Consider the following 17,948-nt stretch of genomic DNA (forward strand, 5'->3'; position numbering starts at 1 on the left):
CTTCACTGCAGCGCAACGCCCGCCCGCACCACGCGCGCCGGCCTCTTGAGAACGGTGACGTCGGCGAGCGGATCGCCGTCCAGTACCAGCATGTCTCCCGTGAAGCCGGGCCGCAGGCGGCCAACCGTTCCTTCAAGGCCGAGCAGCTTGGCCGCGCCGGTCGTCGCCGTGCGGATCGCGTCCAGGGCGGGCAGCCCCGCAGCACGCATCAACTCCACTTCACGGCCGATGGGCTGTACCTTGCCGCCCGAGGAGTCCGTACCAGCCGCAAGCTGAACACCCAGTTCGTGCGCGGCCAGCACCGCCTGCTTGAGCACCGGCAGATACGTACGGCCACGCTCCGCCAGAATCGGGTCCGAGGAGTCGACGAGTCCGGCGATCGCGGTGAGCGTCGGTGTGAAGTATGTTCCCCGGCGCCGCATTTCGTGCAGCGTGTGCTCGCCGACGAATGCTCCGTGTTCCAGCGAGCGGATTCCTGCCCTCACCGCGTCGTGGCAGCCCTTCTCGCTGTAGCTGTGACACAGCACGCTCTTGCCGCCGCGCCGGGCGGCCGCGACGATCGTGGACAGCTGCTCGTAGGTGTACACCTGGACCAGCGGGTCCTGCTCGGGCAGCCCGGCTCGCTCGTTCACCCGGGTCTTGATGGTGTCGACGCCGCGCGCCAGATTCACCTCGACCACGCGGCGCAGGGCCTCCATCGAGCGCACGCCGTCCCGCAGCCGGGCAAGCGGAGCCAGGTCCGGGTCAGCGAGAATGGTGTCGCCCAGATCCGGCGTCACGAAGATGCCCGCGGCCCGGAGCCGGGGCGCCTGCTGTGGCATCTGGCGGGCCAATTCCCGTACCGCGATGTCCTGGTAGAAGTTCGTCGACCCGCTGCGCGCGGTGGTTGCACCTCTGAGCACCGCGTCACGGGCGTCGGTCACTGTGTTGAGGTGGATGTGCGCGTCGACCAGGCCAGGCAGGATCCATCGGCCGTGCGCCTGCAGGACGGGCGCGTCGGTGAGGACGTGTGCGGCCATGCGCTCCCGGGACCCGGCCGCGCGGACGACGCCTCCCTTGATGACGACGACCGCATCCTCGATGACATCGCCGGTGGCCGGGTCGAGCAGAGTGCCGCCGTCTACGACCAGGTCGCCGCCCGACGACAGGTCCCGGCGCGCAGCTGCCGCATCAGGCGTTGCCGTGGCAAGGAGAGCCGAGGTCCCCGCCAGTGCTGCGGCTCCCGCGATAACACCACGCCGGGTCAGCCGACTCGAGGGGGGAGGGGCGGGCTCTACGCACATTGGGGCTCCTTGGATCAAGCTCAGCGATCGTGGAGCTTTTTGTATACCAGAATGCCTAACTGGCGGGGAAGCGGTGATTCAACTCTCGAAAATTGCTCACAAAACGGGGCAATATGCGCGAGTTGGTTTGGGTGCCACTGCTCAGGAAGAGGGTTTGTATACCGATCTCACGTGGCTTCGAACAGTGCCCTCATGGCCACTGCCTGGCTGTCGCGCACGTGCAGCAGCGTGCTCGCCGCCGCCGCTTCCTCGTCGCCCTGCGCGATGTGCCGGAACATCACCTCGTGTTGTGCCCGCATGTGCGCCGGCTCTCTGCGCATTCCGAACAACAGCTGAAGCTGCCAGCTCAGCTGCTCCATGGTGCGGGCGAGCAGCGGGTTACCGGTCAGTGTCACGATGTTCTCGTGGAACGCGGTGTGAGCCGCCACCTCGCGCGCTCCGTCACCATCACCGGCAGCCCGCTCGGCCCGGTCGAGGGAAGCCTGCAGCGGGGCCAGGGGAGCTGGCTCACCCGGCGCGGCCCGGGCCACGCGGCGGGCCGCAAGACGCGACGCCTGTACAGCGAGCGGCTCCCACACCTCGTACAGGTGCTCCACGTCGACTCGCTCCAAGCGACGTACCCGCACACCGCTGTGCGGCAGCAGTTCGAGCAGGCCCTCGGTGACGAGAGCGCGCAATGCCTCCCGCACAGGGACCCGGGACATGCGCAGCTCCTCGGCGACTTCACGCTCCACGAGGCGCGCCCCCTGCGGGTAGCGACCATCGACAATCCGCTGCCGGACGGCATCCCGCGCCCGGACGCTGAGCGAGACGCGCTCCGGTGCCTCCTGGCCCGAACCGTCAGAACTGTCGGGAAACGTGCGGCCGTGATCCTTGCTGCTGTCCACCACGTGCGCTGTCCTTCGCTCGATATGCTCCGGGCGAGAATACGCGGCACTGCGCGGACGACGCGGGCCTTGCCGGCCCCCGGTCCACGGCGTCGACCTTGACCGCTTTGTGGAGCCGTTGGAATTGCTGCGGCGCACGTGGACGAGCACAGTGTGGTCATCGGCGCGCTCGTCGAGTTCTGTGGTGCGGCTGTTGAGGAGCAGCGAAACCCGGGCATGGTTGGCTTCGCGGTGGAGGCTGCGGTCCGGTACGTCAGGCCGGACCAAGCTGTCCCAGTAGATCTCGCCGATGTTCGGCCTACCAAGGCGGCGAACACTTCCTCGACGCTGCCAACGGGCTGGTGCAACATCGATGCCCAAAGTGGCAGGTGTGGGGACAGGAAGTCCGGAGGACAATGCGAGCACGCTGCCACAACTGTCCGTAAACGAACCTCTCTTCTCCGGGGCGGGTCAGATCTCGAATCGCAGGGCTTCGCCGAACTGTCACCTGATGGACCGGACAAGTCCTGGCAGAACAGGGCCAAATCCTCCGGATCCGCGGCGGAGTTCGCCTCACCGATCGGCTGGGCCCTACGGCGGCGTCGCAGCTGAGAATCGCACGTGGCCTGCAGTACTAGGGTCGGGCAGGATCCTGGACGGAGGCCGTGGCGTCGGTGGTTTCCGCGCGGCCGCCGCTCGCAGGGTCATGGCAGCCGCGACTCCAGCCGCCAGGCCAAAGGTCAGGGCGGCCGGGACCCCGTCACCGATGCCGGCGAACTGGGACAGCGGTTCCCAGCGCTGGCCCGCCCCATCCGTCGTCACCCGCAGCAGCTGGCTCGCCAGCAGACCGAGAACGGTCGCGCAGACTGCGCCGATCGCCAGCGTCGGGACAGTGGCTCGCGTGAGGAGTCCGGGCAACCGCCGCAATGCCCACCACACCATGGCGAGGAGCAGCACGTCGGCGACGTGATGCAGGAGCCAGTCGCCGAGCGGCGCGCCCGCCGGGCCCGCCCAGCCGCCGAGCAGCAGCCACTGGCGCAGGAGATCGCCAGGTTCGGCGAACAGCCCGCCGTCCGGGGAGGCTGTCTGGAGGGTGGCGGCGACCGGCTGGTACGAGAGGACCACCAGGGACAGTGCGATCGTCGCGGTCCCGGCGGTGGCTGCCAGGCGGGCGGCGCGAGCCGGGACGACGGCCTGCGGCAGCGGACCGGCGCCCTTGGCGGTGACACGCGCTGCGAACACTGTCCCTGCCGCCGCGACCAGTAGACCCTGGTACGCCGACCACGCTGCGAGTGGAGCTGGTCGGCAAGAAGAGCTTTGGGCGCGTCGTGGTGCGGCCCCCGCGTCGGACGTTCGGACAGTGGCTGCTGCGCAAGCCCACGCCCCTGCCTGCCGGCGATTGACATCATCTTTTGTTGCCTGCGCGCAGCCACGCGATGTAGTCGCTGACGGCTCGCTCGGTGTCGTACTCGGCCTGGTAGCCGGGTGTGTCCTGAACATGAATGGGAGTTGATAGTAGGGCAGCTTCTGGAAAATGGTGCTGTGCGAGAGATGAAGGATTTCGGCCCTTCGGAGTCGCCCTGTGGGGGGAGGCTTCAAACCACCTCATGCCGCATTAGCTGAAGACTGTTGTGGTGAGCGATGAGGAAAAGGCATCCAAGAGATGTCAGGTAGGGACTGGGAAGACGAGCGCAAGCGAATCGCTGCTGACGTGTCGAAAACAGAACAGACGACATCGAAACCGAGGCGCTCTGGCTTGTCTCGGGATAAGCCTGACGGGAGCCCACCTACTGGTCAGGCGGTGTCCGGCATGAAGGCGACGTGAGCCCAGTCTGCCGCTCTCGCGTGGAACAGGAGAAGGCGCGCTCCGACACTGCCCACCCAGCACGGGTGGCGAGAGGGAGTGCCCCAAGCGGCCGAAACCGCAAGGGGTTGAGTACCGATGCGGGGTGCGCCGGCGGACCGGCTCGTAGTAGTGCTGAAGCCTCTGTAATGGGGGTGGAGCGAAGGGGCCGGGTCGTCCGTGACCGAGTGTGTCGTATCAACCAGAGGTATCTGGGAGGAATTCGATGGGCCGGTTGATGTCACAGACCAAGCCGTTCGATATCTCGAAGTGGGAAGTGAAGGAGGCGTGGGAGGAAGTCAGGGCGAACAAGGGCGCCCCGGGCGTGGATGGCGAGTCCATCGATGAGTTCGAGAAGGACCTGAGGAACAACCTCTACAAGGTCTGGAACCGAATGTCGTCGGGCTCGTACTTTCCGTCTCCGGTGCGCGCGGTGGAGATTCCCAAGCCCCACGGCGGTGGCATGCGGATGCTCGGTATTCCGTGCGTCGCTGACCGGGTGGCGCAGACCGTGGTGGCACGGCATCTGATGCGACGAGTGGATCCCATTTTCCACCCGGACAGCTACGGATACCGGCCCGGACGGTCCGCGCTGGACGCGGTCGGGGCCTGCCGGGAACGCTGCTGGAAGCGCGACTGGGTCGTCGAGTTCGACATCCGGAAGTTCTTCGACAGCGTCCGGTGGGACCTGCTGGTCAAGGCGGTGGAAGCGCACACCGACGCCGTCTGGGTGAACTTGTATGTACGGCGATGGCTCGCCGCGCCTCTGCAACTGCCCGACGGCAACCTGCTGGAACGGGAACGCGGAACGCCTCAGGGCGCCCCGGTGTCTCCCGTGCTGGCGAACCTGTTCCTGCACTACGCGTTCGACATGTGGATGAGCCGGGAGTTCCCGTCTGTCACCTTCGAACGCTATGCGGACGACGCGGTGCTGCACTGCGTCACCGAGCGCCAGGCCCGCCAGGTGCTGGCCGCGCTCCGGAGCAGGATGGAAGAGGTCGGGCTGGAACTGCACCCGGCCAAGACCCGGATCGTGTACTGCCGGGACGCGAAGCGCCAGAGCTCCCACGAGCATATGGAGTTCACGTTCCTCGGCTACACATTCCGCGCCAGAGCAAGCCGGACCCGGAGTGGGCAGACGTTCCTGTCATTCTCCCCGGCAATCAGCAAGGAAGCCCTGAAGAAGATCAGTGCGGAGGTCCGCTCCTGGCGGCTGCAACACCGCACCGGTTCGACTTTCACGGACCTCGCACGGCGGATCAATCCCGTCGTTGCGGGCTGGCTCAACTACTACGGCCGGTACGGCCGTTGGGTGTTGATCCCGTTCCTTCAGCGAATCAACGCCTACTTGGTTCGCTGGATCCGCAGAAAGTACCGTCGGCTGGCGCCGTTGCGGAAGGCCATTGCGAAGCTCCAGGAGATCGCCCAGCGGTACCCGCGGATGTTCGCGCACTGGCCGGACACGACACTCGCCGCATTGGCCTGGTGATCAGGATGACAAGAGCGGAGTGACGAGAGATTGTCACGCTCCGTTCTGTGGGAGCCCGGGGGTGAGATTCCCCCGGGCGACCCGACTGTCTTCCTGGAGGCGGCTGATGTCGAGGACCAGGTGCGGTGCATCGCCTCCGGTGGGGAGGCCGACCCGGGCGTCGGGGACCACCTTCTTGATCGCTTCAATGAGCTGGGCGTTGGTCGTAGCTCGGCCGGAACCGACGTTGTACGTACGGTGGTTCAGCTTGCCCGCGAGCTGAAGGAGCGCGATCGCCCGCCCGGTGTCCTTCACATAGTTGAGGTCGAGCCCGTCCTCGGCGAAGGCCGGCCCCACGAGGTTGGAGAGGTCCGGGGCAGTGCCGCGGGCGGCAGCGTGAATGAGGGCGGGCGCGGCGAAGAACGGATCGGGATGGCCGAGCGGACCCCAGGTACCGGAGACGCGATAGTTGACGATGTCGATACCCGTCGTGTCGGCGAGGAATCCGCCCAGCAGTTCGCCGACTTTCTTGAAGGTGGGGATCGAGATAAGTGCGCTCATCGGCAGCGGAGCGTCCTCGCGCAGCGGTCCGTCGTTCGTGGCGCCGAAGTAGACCCCGATCGTGCTGGCGACGCCCAGACGCCGCACGCCCCATTCCTGCGCTGCCTGCGCGATGTTCAGCAGCCCGCCCAGCGCCTGCCGTGTCGCCTCGACCGGCGCGTCAGGGACGGGAGGCCAGGGATAAGACCCCGCCAGGTGCACGATGCCCGTGATGTCGTGGCGGTGGCCGATCGTCAGCAGGGCATCGCGATCGGTGACGTCCGCCTGCTCCACCTCCACCCGCGCTCCAGCGAGTACGGCCGGGAGTTCACGGGCATGGCGCTGAACCACAACGCAGTCTTCGCCCAGGTCGAGCAGCGCTCGCACGGTGTGGGATCCGATGAAGCCGAGACCTCCGGTGACGAGGATCATCATGTGTCCTTCCTGTAGCAATCCTGATGGTCTGCAGTGCCGACGGTTCCGGCGAGCATCCGCCGGAGGTATCTGTTGAAACGTGCGCAGGCGTGCATGGCCGAGTCGGGCGACGCTGCACTCGAGCCGTTCGGCGTCGCCTCACTGGGGGTCGGTGCCGGCTGCCATGGCGGACCGGGCCTGCCGGTGTTCGTGAGGCTCGGAGACAGATTGCTTACTTGCTCTGCAACTTCCCCAGCGGGTTGGGGTCTTCGTCCAGTGCCGTGGTTGCCGCCCGCCAGCTGGTGTCCTCCGGGTAGAGGGCGCTGCGCAGGAAGACCGTGGTGAGCTGCTGGATCAGAGCGACGCGTGCGGGGTTCTCGTCCGTCGTCTCGGCGACCTCGTACCCGGCGATTCCTCCGAGCGAGTGCTCGGCCTCGAACAGCGTGAGCAGGCTCTTGCTTCCCGGGCTGCAGGTGTAGGGGTCGGTGAACCAGTCCGGTCCGCGAGTGGACAGGTGGGACTGGTCGTTGTCCCCGGCGACGATGAGAGCCGACGTGGTCATACTGTCGAAGGACGGCCTCATGAAGGGGAAGTTCTCGGCGGCGAAAGGGGTCAGGTCGTTGCCCAGGCCGGTCAGGGCGAGCAGTACACCCGCCTTGACCCGGGAATCGGACATGTCCTTTCCGGGAACACCATCGGAGTCCAGGACGCGTGCGCCCAGCAGTGTGCTCGCCGTCTGGGCTCCCCATGAGTGGCCGGCCACAGCGATGCGGTCGTGGTCGAGGCGCCCGGCGAGGCCTGGCACGGAAGCTTCCAGAGTGTCGAGTCCGTCCAGAACACGCGTGAGGTCCTCGATACGGAAGCGCCAGATCCGCGGCGTACGGGGGTCCTCGGCAGCGAGGCCGAGGGTCCTGGAGTCGAGGTGGGTGGGCTGCAGGACCACAAAGCCGCGAGCGGCCCAGAAGTCCGCCAGCGGGGCGTAGCCGTTCATCGACCAGCCGAAGCCGTGCGAGAAGACGATGACGGGCAGGTCGTCGCCGGTCGCGGGGGCGGACACGCGGACCTGGAGGTCCTCACCGCGGCCCGGGGCGGACAGAACGACCGGCTTCGCGGACACCACCGTGGTGGGCGCATCCGCGATCTTCTGCTCGGTCGCGGTCTTCGAGTCGGACATGGAAGTGCCTTCCGTTCAGTGCCTTCGCACTCTTGGGTTCGGTGGGGCCGGCGGCCGGTTGTGCCGCAGGCCGGGCAGAGTGGGGACCGAGGAGCGTTTCTCATGCGGAGCCACATCAACGCAGGTGCCGACCCTCGCGTGCTCTTCCCATCCGGGTGGAGCGTGACCGCGACAGCGGCCTGGTCGACCGCCCCTGGGTCTGTCATCATGGGTGAAACGGAACGTTGCTCCGCTAACAATACGGAACGCTGTTCCGCTTTGCAAGACCTACGGAAGGAGTGCCGCGGTGAACGACAGCAGCCAGGGCCCGGGAAGCTCAGCCAGGTCCAAGCGCAAGGACGCCCGGCGCAACCAGCAGACCCTGCTGGACGCGGCCGCCGCGGTCTTCGTCACCTCGGGCGTGGAAGCGCCGGTACGCGACATCGCGGCCAAGGCCGGCGTCGGGATGGGCACGATCTACCGTCACTTCCCCACCCGGGCTGACCTCGTCATCGCCGTCTACCGCCACCAGGTCGATGCCTGTGCCGAGGCCGGCCCGGCCCTGCTGGCGACCAGCTCGACACCCCATGCCGCCCTGGGGCGGTGGGTCGACCTCTTCGTCGACTTCCTGGTCACCAAACACGGCCTGGCCGCCGCGGTGCAGGGGGACACCGCCGGCTTTGAGGCGCTGCACGCCTACTTCCTCGAACGCCTCCTGCCGGTGTGCACCCAACTGCTGGGCGCTGCCGCCGCCTCCGGCGAGATCCGCTCCGACCTCGACGCCTACCAACTCATGCGCGGCATCGGGAACCTCTGCATCGGCGCCGACAGCGACCCCCGCTACGACGCGCGCCGACTGGCCGCGCTCCTCGTCGCAGGACTACGCCAAGCGATGTGACGAAACCCGGGGCAAGACCGGCAAATTCCACGTCGGCAACCAGGCTATTCGCCTCACATGCGGGGCAGGATTCGACCAAGTCGTAGTCGTCGTACGTGTAGTGGCTGTGGGAGTCGAATCCCTGCACGTAGAAGACCTCCAGCGAACGGTCGGGTACGTCCTGATGTCCGCGGCCCCCTGCTGCCCCGCCGAGCGACCTGTTCAGACGCCGCTGTTGCGCAGTTCTGCCAGGGTGTCCATGGTCAGGTGTCGGGGTGTGTGGTCGGGCCCGATGAGGGCGACCGTGCAGGTGGCGGCGCGGGTGAGGGCACTGGTGAAGCTGCCGTCGGCGAACTGGGTGAGCGGGCCGCGCGGTGAGTGTCCGACCGCGACGGTGCGGGCGTGTACGTCCGCGGCGTGCTGGGCGAGGGCGCGGCCGGCGGCAGCGTGGTTGCCGATGCTGGTGAGGATCTGGCCGGTGGCGGTGATGCCGTGGGCGGCGAGCCGGTCGAGGTGGGCGGTGACCGCGGCGCGCGCCTGGTCGGTGGTCTCGGTGTCGACGGCCAGTTCCTCGACCACGGCGGTCTGCTGGACGTGGACGACCTCGAGAGGGCTGCCGGTGTCGCGAGCGAGCCGGGCCGCGGCGTCGACGATGCCAGGGGCCTTGTCGTGGGAGCCTACGGCGACGATGACGGGAGGTGCCTCGCTGGCGGGGGCCGGGATACCCACGAGGGTGAGCGACGGCGTCGCGGCCTCGGTGTCGCCGGTGTGTGCCTCGGCCCGGCGCAGCAGGCCGTGGCCACTGGCCAGGACCGGGATGGCGAGGAGGAAGGTGGCAGCGCCGAGCCAGAAGGGGACGCTCAGATCGGTGGCGTCGGCGAGCTTGCCGGCGGCGAAGGGGGCCAGACCGCCGCCGATGAAGCGCAGGAAGCCGTAGGCGGAGGAGGCGACGGGACGCTCGACGGGGGAGACGAGCATGACGGCCTGGGTGGTGAGGGTGTTGTTGATGCCGATGAAGGCGCCGCTGACGATGACGGCCACGATCACCACGGTGGGGGTGCTGACGCCGGCGGCAATGATGGCCATCACGATGCCGAGGCCGAGCAGGTTGGCGTACAGCACCGGAGCGGTGCCGAACCGCGCCTGCAGGCGCGGGGCGAAGAACACGCTGAAGGCGGCCACGAGCAGGCCCCAGCCGGTGAACACCAGGCCGAGCTCATGGGCGTTGAGTTCCATGGGGTAGGGGGCGTAGCCCAGCATGGTGAAGAAGCCCCAGTTGTACAGCAGGGCCATGATGCCCATGGTCAGCAGTCCGCGGTGACGGAGGGCCTTGAGCGGAGCGATGGGTGAGACGGGCCGCTTCGGCTTGGGGAGCGAGGGCACGAAGGCGAGCGTGGCGACCAGTGCGACGGCCATGAGTGCGGCGACGCCGAAGAACGGACCGCGCCAGCTGATGCCGCCCAACTCGCCGCCCAGCAGCGGGCCGACGGCGATGCCGAGTCCGAGCGCGGTCTCGTACAGGATGATCGCGCCGCCGAAGCCGCCGCTGGCGGAGGCAACGATGACGGCCAGGGATGTGGCGATGAACAGCGCGTTGCCCAGACCCCAGCCGGCGCGGAAGCCGACGATGCCGTTGATGGATCCGCTCGTGCCTGCCAGAGCGGCGAAGACGACGATGATGGCCAGACCTATGACCAGAGTTCGCTTGGCGCCGAGATGGCTGGAGACCCAGCCGACGAACAGCATGGCGACCGCGGTCACGATCAGGTAGCTGCTGAACAGCAGGGAGACCTGGCTCGGTGAGGCGTGCAGGCTGTCGGCCAAGGCGGGGAGGATCGGGTCGACCAGGCCGATGCCCATGAACGAGATCACGCAGGCGAACGCCACGGCCCAGACGGCCTTGGGCTGCTTGAAGGGGCTGGCGGCCTTTCCATGCGATGCACTCATGTGCGTTTCTCTCCAAGGGGTTGAGGAAGAGGCGATGGGGGAGAGTGGACAGGATTGCGGGGCGGGTCAGGGGCGGGCCTGGCGGTCCTGGATGGCGCGTGCCAGGGCGGGCAGCGCGATCTTCACGGCCTGCTGTTCCGGCCCGGTGAGCTCCTCGACGAGCAGGTCGAGGGCTTGCGCACGTTCGGCGCGTCGCTGCCGGAAGACCTCCAGACCGGTGCCGGTGGCTTCCACCAGAACGGCCCGGCCGTCGTGGCGGTCGGCGACGCGACGTACGAGGCCCGCGCGCTCCATACGGGTGACGAGCTGGGTCATGTTCGGCTGTGAGACGCCTTCGGCCCGCGCCAGTTCGGTCAGACGGTGCGCGCCCTCGCGGCCCAGCCGGGCCAGCGCGGAGGAGGCCGCCGTGCTCAGACCGCCGGCGATGGCGCTCTGGCGCACGTAGCGGACCATCTGCTCCACGGCGATGATCAGGCTTTCGGCCGGGGCATCGATGTCCATAACGCGCTTATGCATAAGCCTATTATGCATAAGCGTGTACCATGCAGCAAGATTCGGACTCCGGCGAACGATGCGCCGTCGGCGGGTGTTGAGCAGCTGCTGCTGCGGCCCGGAACCGGTCACGCTGTCCGCTCCGAGCCGCTCGGAAGGCCTCTCCTGTGCGCCGCGGTGGCCGGTGCCGCACACGTCTGGCAGGGACAGCGGCAGCGGGTGCCGTGCCAAGCACGCAGCACGCCGTCGGCAACGCTTCGCGGCGGCCGTCCCAGGCATTGAGTAGGCAGCTGGTCGGCCGTATCAGTGATGGACAGTTCCGCCCATGTGGTGGAGGCGACCAGTAGCCCGGTGAAGTAGCTGAGTTGTGGCCACCCGCATGGTCCAGGCCCACGGACTCCTGCACATCGAGGCAGCATTGGCGGTGCGAGCAGCCAGCGGAAGACGGTGCCGGAGACCAGCAACGGCAGCAGCCAGGGCAGCAGGAGCAGGGCGCGCAGGGTGGCGCCGAGCGGGAAGCGACGACGGAAGAACAGCGCGAGACCGAGGCCGATGGCGAACTGCAGGATCAGCGAGGCGATGGTGAACACGGTCGTGTTCCACAGGGTCGTGGAGAACAGTTCGTCGGTGAGGATCGCTGCGTAGTTGGCGAGCCCGGTGAAGGGAGCACCGCCGTTGTAGAAGGACGTCACCGTATAGTCCTGGAACGACATGACCAGGTTGGCGACTATGGGGTAACCGAAGAAGATCACCAGGTAGAGCACGGCGGGGACATAGAAGCGCGTGGTCAACCAGGTGCTGCTCAATCTGCACCTGATCAACGACCCCGTCCCCTGGCTGGTCAGCCCCGACCACGCGATGACCGCCATCGTCGTCGCCAACGTCTGGATCGGCATCCCCTTCAACATGGTGATCCTGTACGGCGGACTGCAGTCCATCCCGCCGCAGCTGTACGAAGCCGCCTCGCTCGACGGCGCGGGCGCCTGGCAGAAGTTCCGCCACGTCACGTGGCCGCTGCTGCGCCCGACCAGCTCCGTCGTGGTGATGCTCGGACTGATCTACACGATCAAGGCGTTCGACGTCGTCATGGTGCTCACGCAAGGCGGCCCCGCGAACTCCACGCAGCTGCTGTCCACTTGGTCGTATGCGCTCTCCTTCACCAACCTGCAGTTCGGCCAGGGCGCCGCCGTCAGCAACGTCCTCATCGTCATCGCCATGCTCTTCGCGCTCGTGTACCTGCGGGCCGTGCGCGCCGAACAGTCCGAGAGGTAGTCCCGATGTCGTCTCCCGCCGCCTTGCGCGTTGCTCGCCGCTGGAGCAGCACGGTGATCGCCCTCGTGATCGTCGGCGCCCTGCTCTTCCCGCTGTACTGGATGGTCAACGCCTCGCTCCAGCCCGGTCAGGCACTGCTGAGCATTGCTCCCAAGTGGTTTCCCACCGACCCGACCCGACCCTCGACGGCTACCGTGCCGCCTTCGACACCCAGGGGCGGCACCTGGTCATCAGCCTCTTCGTGGCCTGCGGCAACGTGCTGATCACCCTCGCCCTTGCGGCTCCGCTGGCATGGTCACTGGCCAAGTTCCGGCTGCGCTGGGCCGCGCTGCTGCTGTTCGTCCTGCTGATCGTGCAGATGGTGCCGGGCATCGTGAAGGCCAACTCGCTCTTCACGCTCTACAGCGAGATCGGGCTGCTCAACAACACCATCGGGCTGATGCTGGCCCAGTCCACGCTGTCCGTGCCGTTCGCCGCGGTGCTGCTCCGTGCCCAGCTGCGCGAGATCCCCACCGAGGTCGTCGAGGCTGCGGCGCTGGACGGTGCCGGGTCCTGGCGTACGTTCCTGCGCATCGTCGTTCCCATGAGTCGCAACGGTCTGATCACCGCAGGCCTGTTCGCGTTCCTGTTCTCCTGGGCGGACTTCCTCTTCGCGATCACTCTCACCTCACGCGACGCGGTGACCCCGGTGACCGTCGGGATCTACCGCTTCATCGGCGCCAACGCCACCGACTGGAACGCCCTGATGGCCTCGGCCCTCCTTGCCTCCATCCCCGCGGCGGTACTGCTGGTCATCGCCCAGCGATACATCGCGGTCGGCATCACCGGCGGCTCGGTCAAGGACTGACCGATCCTCGGGTACCGGACTGAGCACCCCTTCTTATGCACTGGAGAAGTACGTTGAACACCTTCCGGGAACACGACGGCGGCCTGGAGTGGCACGGCCGGCACGAGTCGCTGCGCATCGAGCTCTGGGGGCCCGACTCCGTCCGCGTACGGGCCGCGCTCGGCCCGCTCCGCGACGACATCCCCGGCGCCCTCCTGGAGCTTCCCGACACCAAGGCCGAGATCATCGTCCCGGACCTGACCGGTCTGACCGTCTTCAAGAACGGCCTCGGCTCACCCACTGACCCGGTGCCCCCCGCCCGCCTGGTCAACGGCCGCATCACCGCCGAGCTGACCGTCGACGGCGTACTGCGCTTCGTCCGCACACAGGACGGCACGGAACTCCTCGCCGAGCGCCCCGCCCACTTCTGGTGGCCCGGTAGCCGCGTCCATACTCCCGTCGGGCACGGCTACCACCGTTTGGAGCAGAACTTCCAGGCGTACGAGGCGGAGCGGCTGTACGGCCTCGGGCAACGCCAGCACGGGCTGCTCGACCAGAAGGGCACCGTCATCGACCTGGTGCAGCGCAACACGGAGATCACCATCCCGTTCGTGCTGTCCAACCGAGGCTACGGCCTGCTGTGGAACATCCCCGCCGTCGGCCGTGTCGAAATGGTGCGGACCGGCACCCGCTGGGTCGCCGACAGCGCCCGCCAGATCGACTACTGGATCACCGCGGGCGACCAGCCCGCCGACATCCTCCGCTCCTACGCGGACGCCACCGGCCACGCCCCCGCATTCCCCGACTGGGCCACCGGTTTCTGGCAGTGCAAACTGCGCTACCGGGCTCAGGAGGAGCTCCTCGAGGTCGTCCGCGAGTACAAGCGTCGGGATCTGCCGATCTCGGTGATCGTCGCCGACTTCCTCCACTGGACCCGGCTGGGGGACTGGAAGTTCGATCCCGCCGAGTGGCCCGACCCGGCCGCCATGGTCCGGGAACTCGATGAGCTCGGCGTCAAGCTCAAGGTCTCCATCTGGCCGTCGGTCAACCGCTCCAGCGAGAACTACGACGAGCTGGAGCACCGCGGCCTGTTCGCCGCCAACGAGTACGGGACCCCCGCCCACGCCACGTGGATCGACAAGGGCGCCGACCACCGTGTCATGGTCTCCTTCTACGACCCGACCAACCCCGAGACCCGCGCATACGTGTGGTCCAAGGTCCAGGAGAACTACCAGCGCCTGGGGATCAACCTGTGGTGGCTGGATGCTTGTCAGCCGGAGATGAAGCCCGGCCACCCGGCCAACCTCCGCTACCACGCCGGGCACGGCCAGGAGGTCGCCAACCTCTACCCGCGCGAGAATGCCCGCCTGTTCCACGAGGGCATGGCCGGCTCGGGCAACACCGACGGCATGTCCTTCTCCCGCTCCGCCTGGGCAGGGAGCCAGCGCTACGGCACCGCCGTGTGGTCCGGTGACATCAGCACCGACTTCGCCGCCCTGCGCGCTCAGATCGCCGCCGGTCTCAACATCGGTCTGTCCGGCATCCCCTGGTGGACCACCGACATCGGCGGCTTCCACGGCGGCGACCCCGACGACCCGGCGTACCGCGAAGTCATCGTCCGCTGGTTCCAGTTCGGCGCGCTCTGCCCGATCTTCCGGCTGCACGGCTTCCGGCTGCCGTGGCTGCCGCTGGGCGGCGAGATGACCGGCGGGCCCAACGAAGTCTGGTCGTACGGAGAAGAGGCGTACGAGATCATGTGCAGCTACCTGGAGCTGCGCGAGCGCCTGCGCCCGTACATCGCCGAGCAGATGGCCACCGCCACCCGTGAGGGCCTGCCCCCGATGCGCCCGCTGTTCCTCGAGTTCCCCGAGGACGAGACGGCCTGGACGGTCGCCGACCAGTTCCTGCTCGGCCCCGATCTCCTGGTCGCTCCCGTCACGGCGGCCGGCGTGGTGAGTCGTGAGGTCTACCTGCCGGCCCGAGCACGCTGGAGGTGCGCCTGGACGGACGCGACGTACGAGGGCGGCGCTTGGCACACAGTCGATGCCCCACTCGACCGTATTCCACTCCTGCTGCGCGACGACGCACAGCTGCCGGCGGTCGGCTGACGGAGCGGGCGGGACCGATGACGGAAAGGCCTGCGGGGTACCAGAAGTGCGGCATTGGACCAGTGCGCCCAAACCGTTCGGGACGTGCCGATGAGTCAGGAGTCACTCCTGCTCACTGCCCAGGAACATCCGCATCAGGTGGTGGTTTTCGGGGGCAGGCGCAGTCGACGACGAGGAAGCCGAAAGCTCGCAGCGCACCGCGCAACTACTGCGCGGTTGGCCGCCCGTCATCGGCGACCGCAAGTCGTTGACCGGCCGCGAGGAATAGCGGGTGCAGCCCGTTGTCTGCCTTTTGTTCGAGGTACGTGAGGCGCGGGGCCGTATCACATGCCCATGCTGAAGCATAAGAAACACATAAAGATCGGACGCATGACTGGGTGATGCCAGGGCACACGATGCTCTGGAGGTTGATAACTATGGTTCCCCTGCTTCTCGTTCTTCTGCTCGCCCTGCTTCTCTTCGGTGCCGGCTTTGCATTGAAGGCCCTGTGGATCGTCGCCGTGATCGTGCTGGCCGTCTGGCTGCTCGGATTTGCCATGCGTTCCGTCGGAGCCGGTGGTCGTCGTGGCCGCTGGTACCGCTGGTAGAGAGATGCAGTTCTAGCCCAGTAATGCGGGGCGGCTCCACACCGTCAGGTGTGGAGCCGCCCCGCATTTGTCTGCCTCCCCATACAATCCAGGGGCATTGCGTGATTGGGATTGGTCCGGTTCGCCGGTCTCGTGAGTGACGTGGCGTCATGTCCGTTGTGGGGCAAGGGGCCCGGGAGAGCAGAGCAGGCACGGTGCTGGTGATCATGTGGTTGTCGAGACCCATGAGAACCGAGCGAGACCGTGCCTGCCCGAACATCATCGCCCATCCCTTCCGCACTGGAGAAACTGGGTTCCCCGACTGATCCCCTCACCTCAAGCGATGTCGCTGACCTGCGGCGTTTCCTGATCCTGGTCGCCGATCCCCGCGATGCGCGAGGACTGCGGTATCCGGCCCTCGCGTTGCTGTGCGCAGCCGTCTCGGCGGTGCTGACCGGGGCTCGCTCGCTCATCGCGATCAGCGAGTGGATCACGGATGCCCCGCAGCATGTGCTGGGCGTCCTCGGCTTCGCTGCCGATCCACTTACCGGTCTGCGGCCGGTGCCGCACGCCGCAACCGTGCGCCGCCTGCTGCAGCGTGTGGACGGTGACGCGCTGGACGCGGCGATCAGCGCGTATCTGCAGGCCAGAACGCCGCCCCCGGTCGAGCCGGAGGCGGAGAAAGGGCCGGTGCGACGGGTGATCGCGGTCGACGGCAAGGTGGTCCGCGGATCGCGAACCGCAACGGCCGCGGCGATCCAGCTGCTGGCGGCGATGGACCACCACGGCGTGGTCCTGGCCCAGCGGCAGGTCGCTTCCAAGAGCAACGAGATCCCCTCCTTCGCGCCGTTGCTGGACGGTCTCGAGCTGGAGAACACGGTGGTGACCGCCGACGCACTGCACACCCAGCACGACCACGGGGCCTATCTGACCAGTCGCGGCGCGCACTACGTGGCCGTCGTGAAGAAGAACCATCCGGGCCTGTACGCCCAGGTCAGGAAGCTGCCCTGGCGAGACATCCCGCTCGGGCACCGCACTCGCGACCACGCCCACCACCGCGACGAGATCCGCCGGCTCAAGGTCGCCGCGTTCAGCCACCTCGACTACCCCGGCGCCCGCCAGGCGATCCAAGTCGTACGGTGGCGACGCGACTTGAGCACCGGGAAGCTGACCATCGAGCGCGTCTACCTGATCACCAGCCTGAGCGCCTTCGACGCCACCTGCACCGAGCTCGCCACCTGGATCAGAGGCCACTGGGGAATCGAGAACCTCCTGCACCACGTGCGGGACCGCACGTTCCGCGAGGACGACTCCAAGGTCCGCACCGGCACCCTGCCTCGCGCCATGGCCTCCCTGCGCAACCTCGCCATCAGCGTCTTCCGCCAGGACGGCCAGACCAACATCGCCGCCGCCCTCCGCCACACCGGCCGCGACTACCACCGGCCCCTACGAACCCTCGGTCTCACGTGACGAACCCAGACAGATCTCGATCATGCAATGACCCTGCCATACAATCACCGCCCCCATGCGCGGGTCTGGTTCGACAACCACGACTGGGGCGGCCTGAACCCGAGCCGGACTTCTACGACTGGTATTCCGCAAGCCCCGATTCCACTGTCTTCCTTCATACGTCCGGACGGAACGCCGTCGCTGCTCAGTTGAACGCGTACGGGCTGCGCGCTTCCTTGTCATCGTCCGGCATCTTGACCGCGCACGGGAATCCCTTGCGCCGGCCATGCAGCCCCCGCTCTGGAAGCTGCCGAAACGTACGGCGTGACGGAGCAGCTGGTCGCGCGGAAACATCCCGAAACGGACACCGGCCGAACCTGCCGACAGTGAACACTGGCCGCTACCCGTATGTTCTGAGCGTCGGCGGGTACCGGAATCACATGACTGTTGCAAAGACAAGTTTTCTCGTTCTGGACTGCGCGGAGCCCGAATCCCTGGCGGAGTTCTACGCCTCACTCCTCGATGCGGAAATCCAAGGCATGAGCGATCCTGATTTTGTGGAACTCGTCGGCCACAACGGCGTACACCTGGCGATCCGCCGGGACCATGGCTACGCCCCACCGAGCTGGCCGCGGCCGGAGGACGCTCAACAGGCGCATCTTCGGATACTCGTCGCGCACGATGATTTGGACGAGGCGGAACGCGAAGCGGTGAGTCTCGGCGCAATGCCGATAGACACCAAGGACAGCAGTGGGCCACGTGCCGTACGTTTCTATGCCGACCCTGCCGGGCACTCCTTCTCCCTCGCGGTGTCACCATGAAACGAACCGGCGGACCGAGGAGA

Annotated in this window: 16 protein-coding genes; 8 read left to right on the plus strand and 8 right to left on the minus strand. The window is 67.4% G+C overall.

Annotation, left to right across the window (positions count from 1 at the left end):
• Positions 1-2: 2 nt before the first annotated feature.
• The 3 genes from OHA03_RS32425 to OHA03_RS32435 form a co-directional block, all read right to left on the minus strand.
• Positions 3-1,283: an amidohydrolase family protein gene (locus OHA03_RS32425; protein WP_267007260.1), complete on the minus strand. Its 1,281-nt coding sequence runs from the start codon at positions 1,281-1,283 to the stop codon at positions 3-5.
• A gap of 167 nt (positions 1,284-1,450) precedes the next feature.
• Positions 1,451-2,170: a GntR family transcriptional regulator gene (locus OHA03_RS32430; RefSeq protein WP_267008245.1), complete on the minus strand. Its 720-nt coding sequence runs from the start codon at positions 2,168-2,170 to the stop codon at positions 1,451-1,453.
• A 570-nt stretch (positions 2,171-2,740) separates the two neighbouring features.
• The gene (locus OHA03_RS32435) at positions 2,741-3,391 is read right to left on the minus strand and encodes a hypothetical protein (protein WP_323181281.1); all 651 of its coding nucleotides are present in this window, start codon (positions 3,389-3,391) and stop codon (positions 2,741-2,743) included.
• Between the two features lie 839 nt (positions 3,392-4,230).
• On the opposite strand from OHA03_RS32435, the gene ltrA reads away from it, so the two are divergent.
• Complete coding sequence (gene ltrA, locus OHA03_RS32440; protein WP_267005170.1) at positions 4,231-5,481, plus strand: group II intron reverse transcriptase/maturase; 1,251 nt, start codon at positions 4,231-4,233, stop codon at positions 5,479-5,481.
• 33 nt (positions 5,482-5,514) lie between these two features.
• Here ltrA and OHA03_RS32445 read toward each other — a convergent pair whose 3' ends face one another.
• Complete coding sequence (locus OHA03_RS32445; protein WP_267007261.1) at positions 5,515-6,435, minus strand: NAD(P)-dependent oxidoreductase; 921 nt, start codon at positions 6,433-6,435, stop codon at positions 5,515-5,517.
• A gap of 211 nt (positions 6,436-6,646) precedes the next feature.
• Positions 6,647-7,588 carry an alpha/beta fold hydrolase gene (locus OHA03_RS32450; protein ID WP_267007262.1) on the minus strand — a complete coding sequence of 314 codons (942 nt, stop codon included), beginning with the start codon at positions 7,586-7,588 and terminating at the stop codon, positions 6,647-6,649.
• Between the two features lie 286 nt (positions 7,589-7,874).
• On the opposite strand from OHA03_RS32450, the gene OHA03_RS32455 reads away from it, so the two are divergent.
• A complete protein-coding gene (locus OHA03_RS32455; RefSeq protein ID WP_267007263.1) occupies positions 7,875-8,465 on the plus strand; it encodes a TetR/AcrR family transcriptional regulator in 591 nt (196 codons plus the stop codon).
• A 201-nt stretch (positions 8,466-8,666) separates the two neighbouring features.
• Here the strand turns inward: OHA03_RS32455 and OHA03_RS32460 are convergent, their stop codons facing one another.
• From OHA03_RS32460 to OHA03_RS32470, 3 genes are all read right to left on the minus strand, one after another.
• Positions 8,667-10,391 carry an MFS transporter gene (locus tag OHA03_RS32460; protein ID WP_267007264.1) on the minus strand — a complete coding sequence of 575 codons (1,725 nt, stop codon included), beginning with the start codon at positions 10,389-10,391 and terminating at the stop codon, positions 8,667-8,669.
• A gap of 66 nt (positions 10,392-10,457) precedes the next feature.
• Positions 10,458-10,907, minus strand: a complete 450-nt coding sequence (locus OHA03_RS32465) for a MarR family winged helix-turn-helix transcriptional regulator (RefSeq protein ID WP_267007265.1) — start codon at positions 10,905-10,907, stop codon at positions 10,458-10,460.
• Positions 10,908-11,011: 104 nt separating this feature from the next.
• A complete protein-coding gene (locus tag OHA03_RS32470) occupies positions 11,012-11,674 on the minus strand; it encodes a carbohydrate ABC transporter permease (RefSeq protein WP_267007266.1) in 663 nt (220 codons plus the stop codon).
• Between OHA03_RS32470 and OHA03_RS32475 the strand changes: the two genes are divergently transcribed.
• The 6 genes from OHA03_RS32475 (at position 11,667) to OHA03_RS32500 (ending at position 17,925) form a co-directional block, all read left to right on the plus strand.
• The gene (locus tag OHA03_RS32475) at positions 11,667-12,155 is read left to right on the plus strand and encodes a carbohydrate ABC transporter permease (RefSeq protein ID WP_267007267.1); all 489 of its coding nucleotides are present in this window, start codon (positions 11,667-11,669) and stop codon (positions 12,153-12,155) included. The genes OHA03_RS32470 and OHA03_RS32475 overlap by 8 nt on opposite strands.
• 154 nt (positions 12,156-12,309) lie before the next feature.
• Complete coding sequence (locus tag OHA03_RS32480) at positions 12,310-13,002, plus strand: carbohydrate ABC transporter permease (protein ID WP_323181282.1); 693 nt, start codon at positions 12,310-12,312, stop codon at positions 13,000-13,002.
• A gap of 35 nt (positions 13,003-13,037) precedes the next feature.
• Positions 13,038-15,089, plus strand: coding sequence for a TIM-barrel domain-containing protein (locus OHA03_RS32485; RefSeq protein ID WP_267007268.1), 2,052 nt, complete (start codon positions 13,038-13,040; stop codon positions 15,087-15,089).
• A gap of 416 nt (positions 15,090-15,505) precedes the next feature.
• On the plus strand, positions 15,506-15,676 hold the full coding sequence (locus OHA03_RS32490) for a hypothetical protein (RefSeq protein WP_030932556.1): 171 nt from the start codon (positions 15,506-15,508) through the stop codon (positions 15,674-15,676).
• 243 nt (positions 15,677-15,919) lie between these two features.
• Positions 15,920-17,125 (plus strand): ISAs1 family transposase, encoded by a 1,206-nt coding sequence (locus OHA03_RS32495; protein ID WP_267007269.1) that lies wholly within the window; start codon positions 15,920-15,922, stop codon positions 17,123-17,125.
• A gap of 419 nt (positions 17,126-17,544) precedes the next feature.
• Positions 17,545-17,925 carry a VOC family protein gene (locus OHA03_RS32500; RefSeq protein WP_267007270.1) on the plus strand — a complete coding sequence of 127 codons (381 nt, stop codon included), beginning with the start codon at positions 17,545-17,547 and terminating at the stop codon, positions 17,923-17,925.
• Positions 17,926-17,948: the final 23 nt, after the last annotated feature.

This window comes from Streptomyces sp. NBC_00154, assembly GCF_026342835.1.
In the GTDB taxonomy this organism is placed as follows: domain Bacteria; phylum Actinomycetota; class Actinomycetes; order Streptomycetales; family Streptomycetaceae; genus Streptomyces.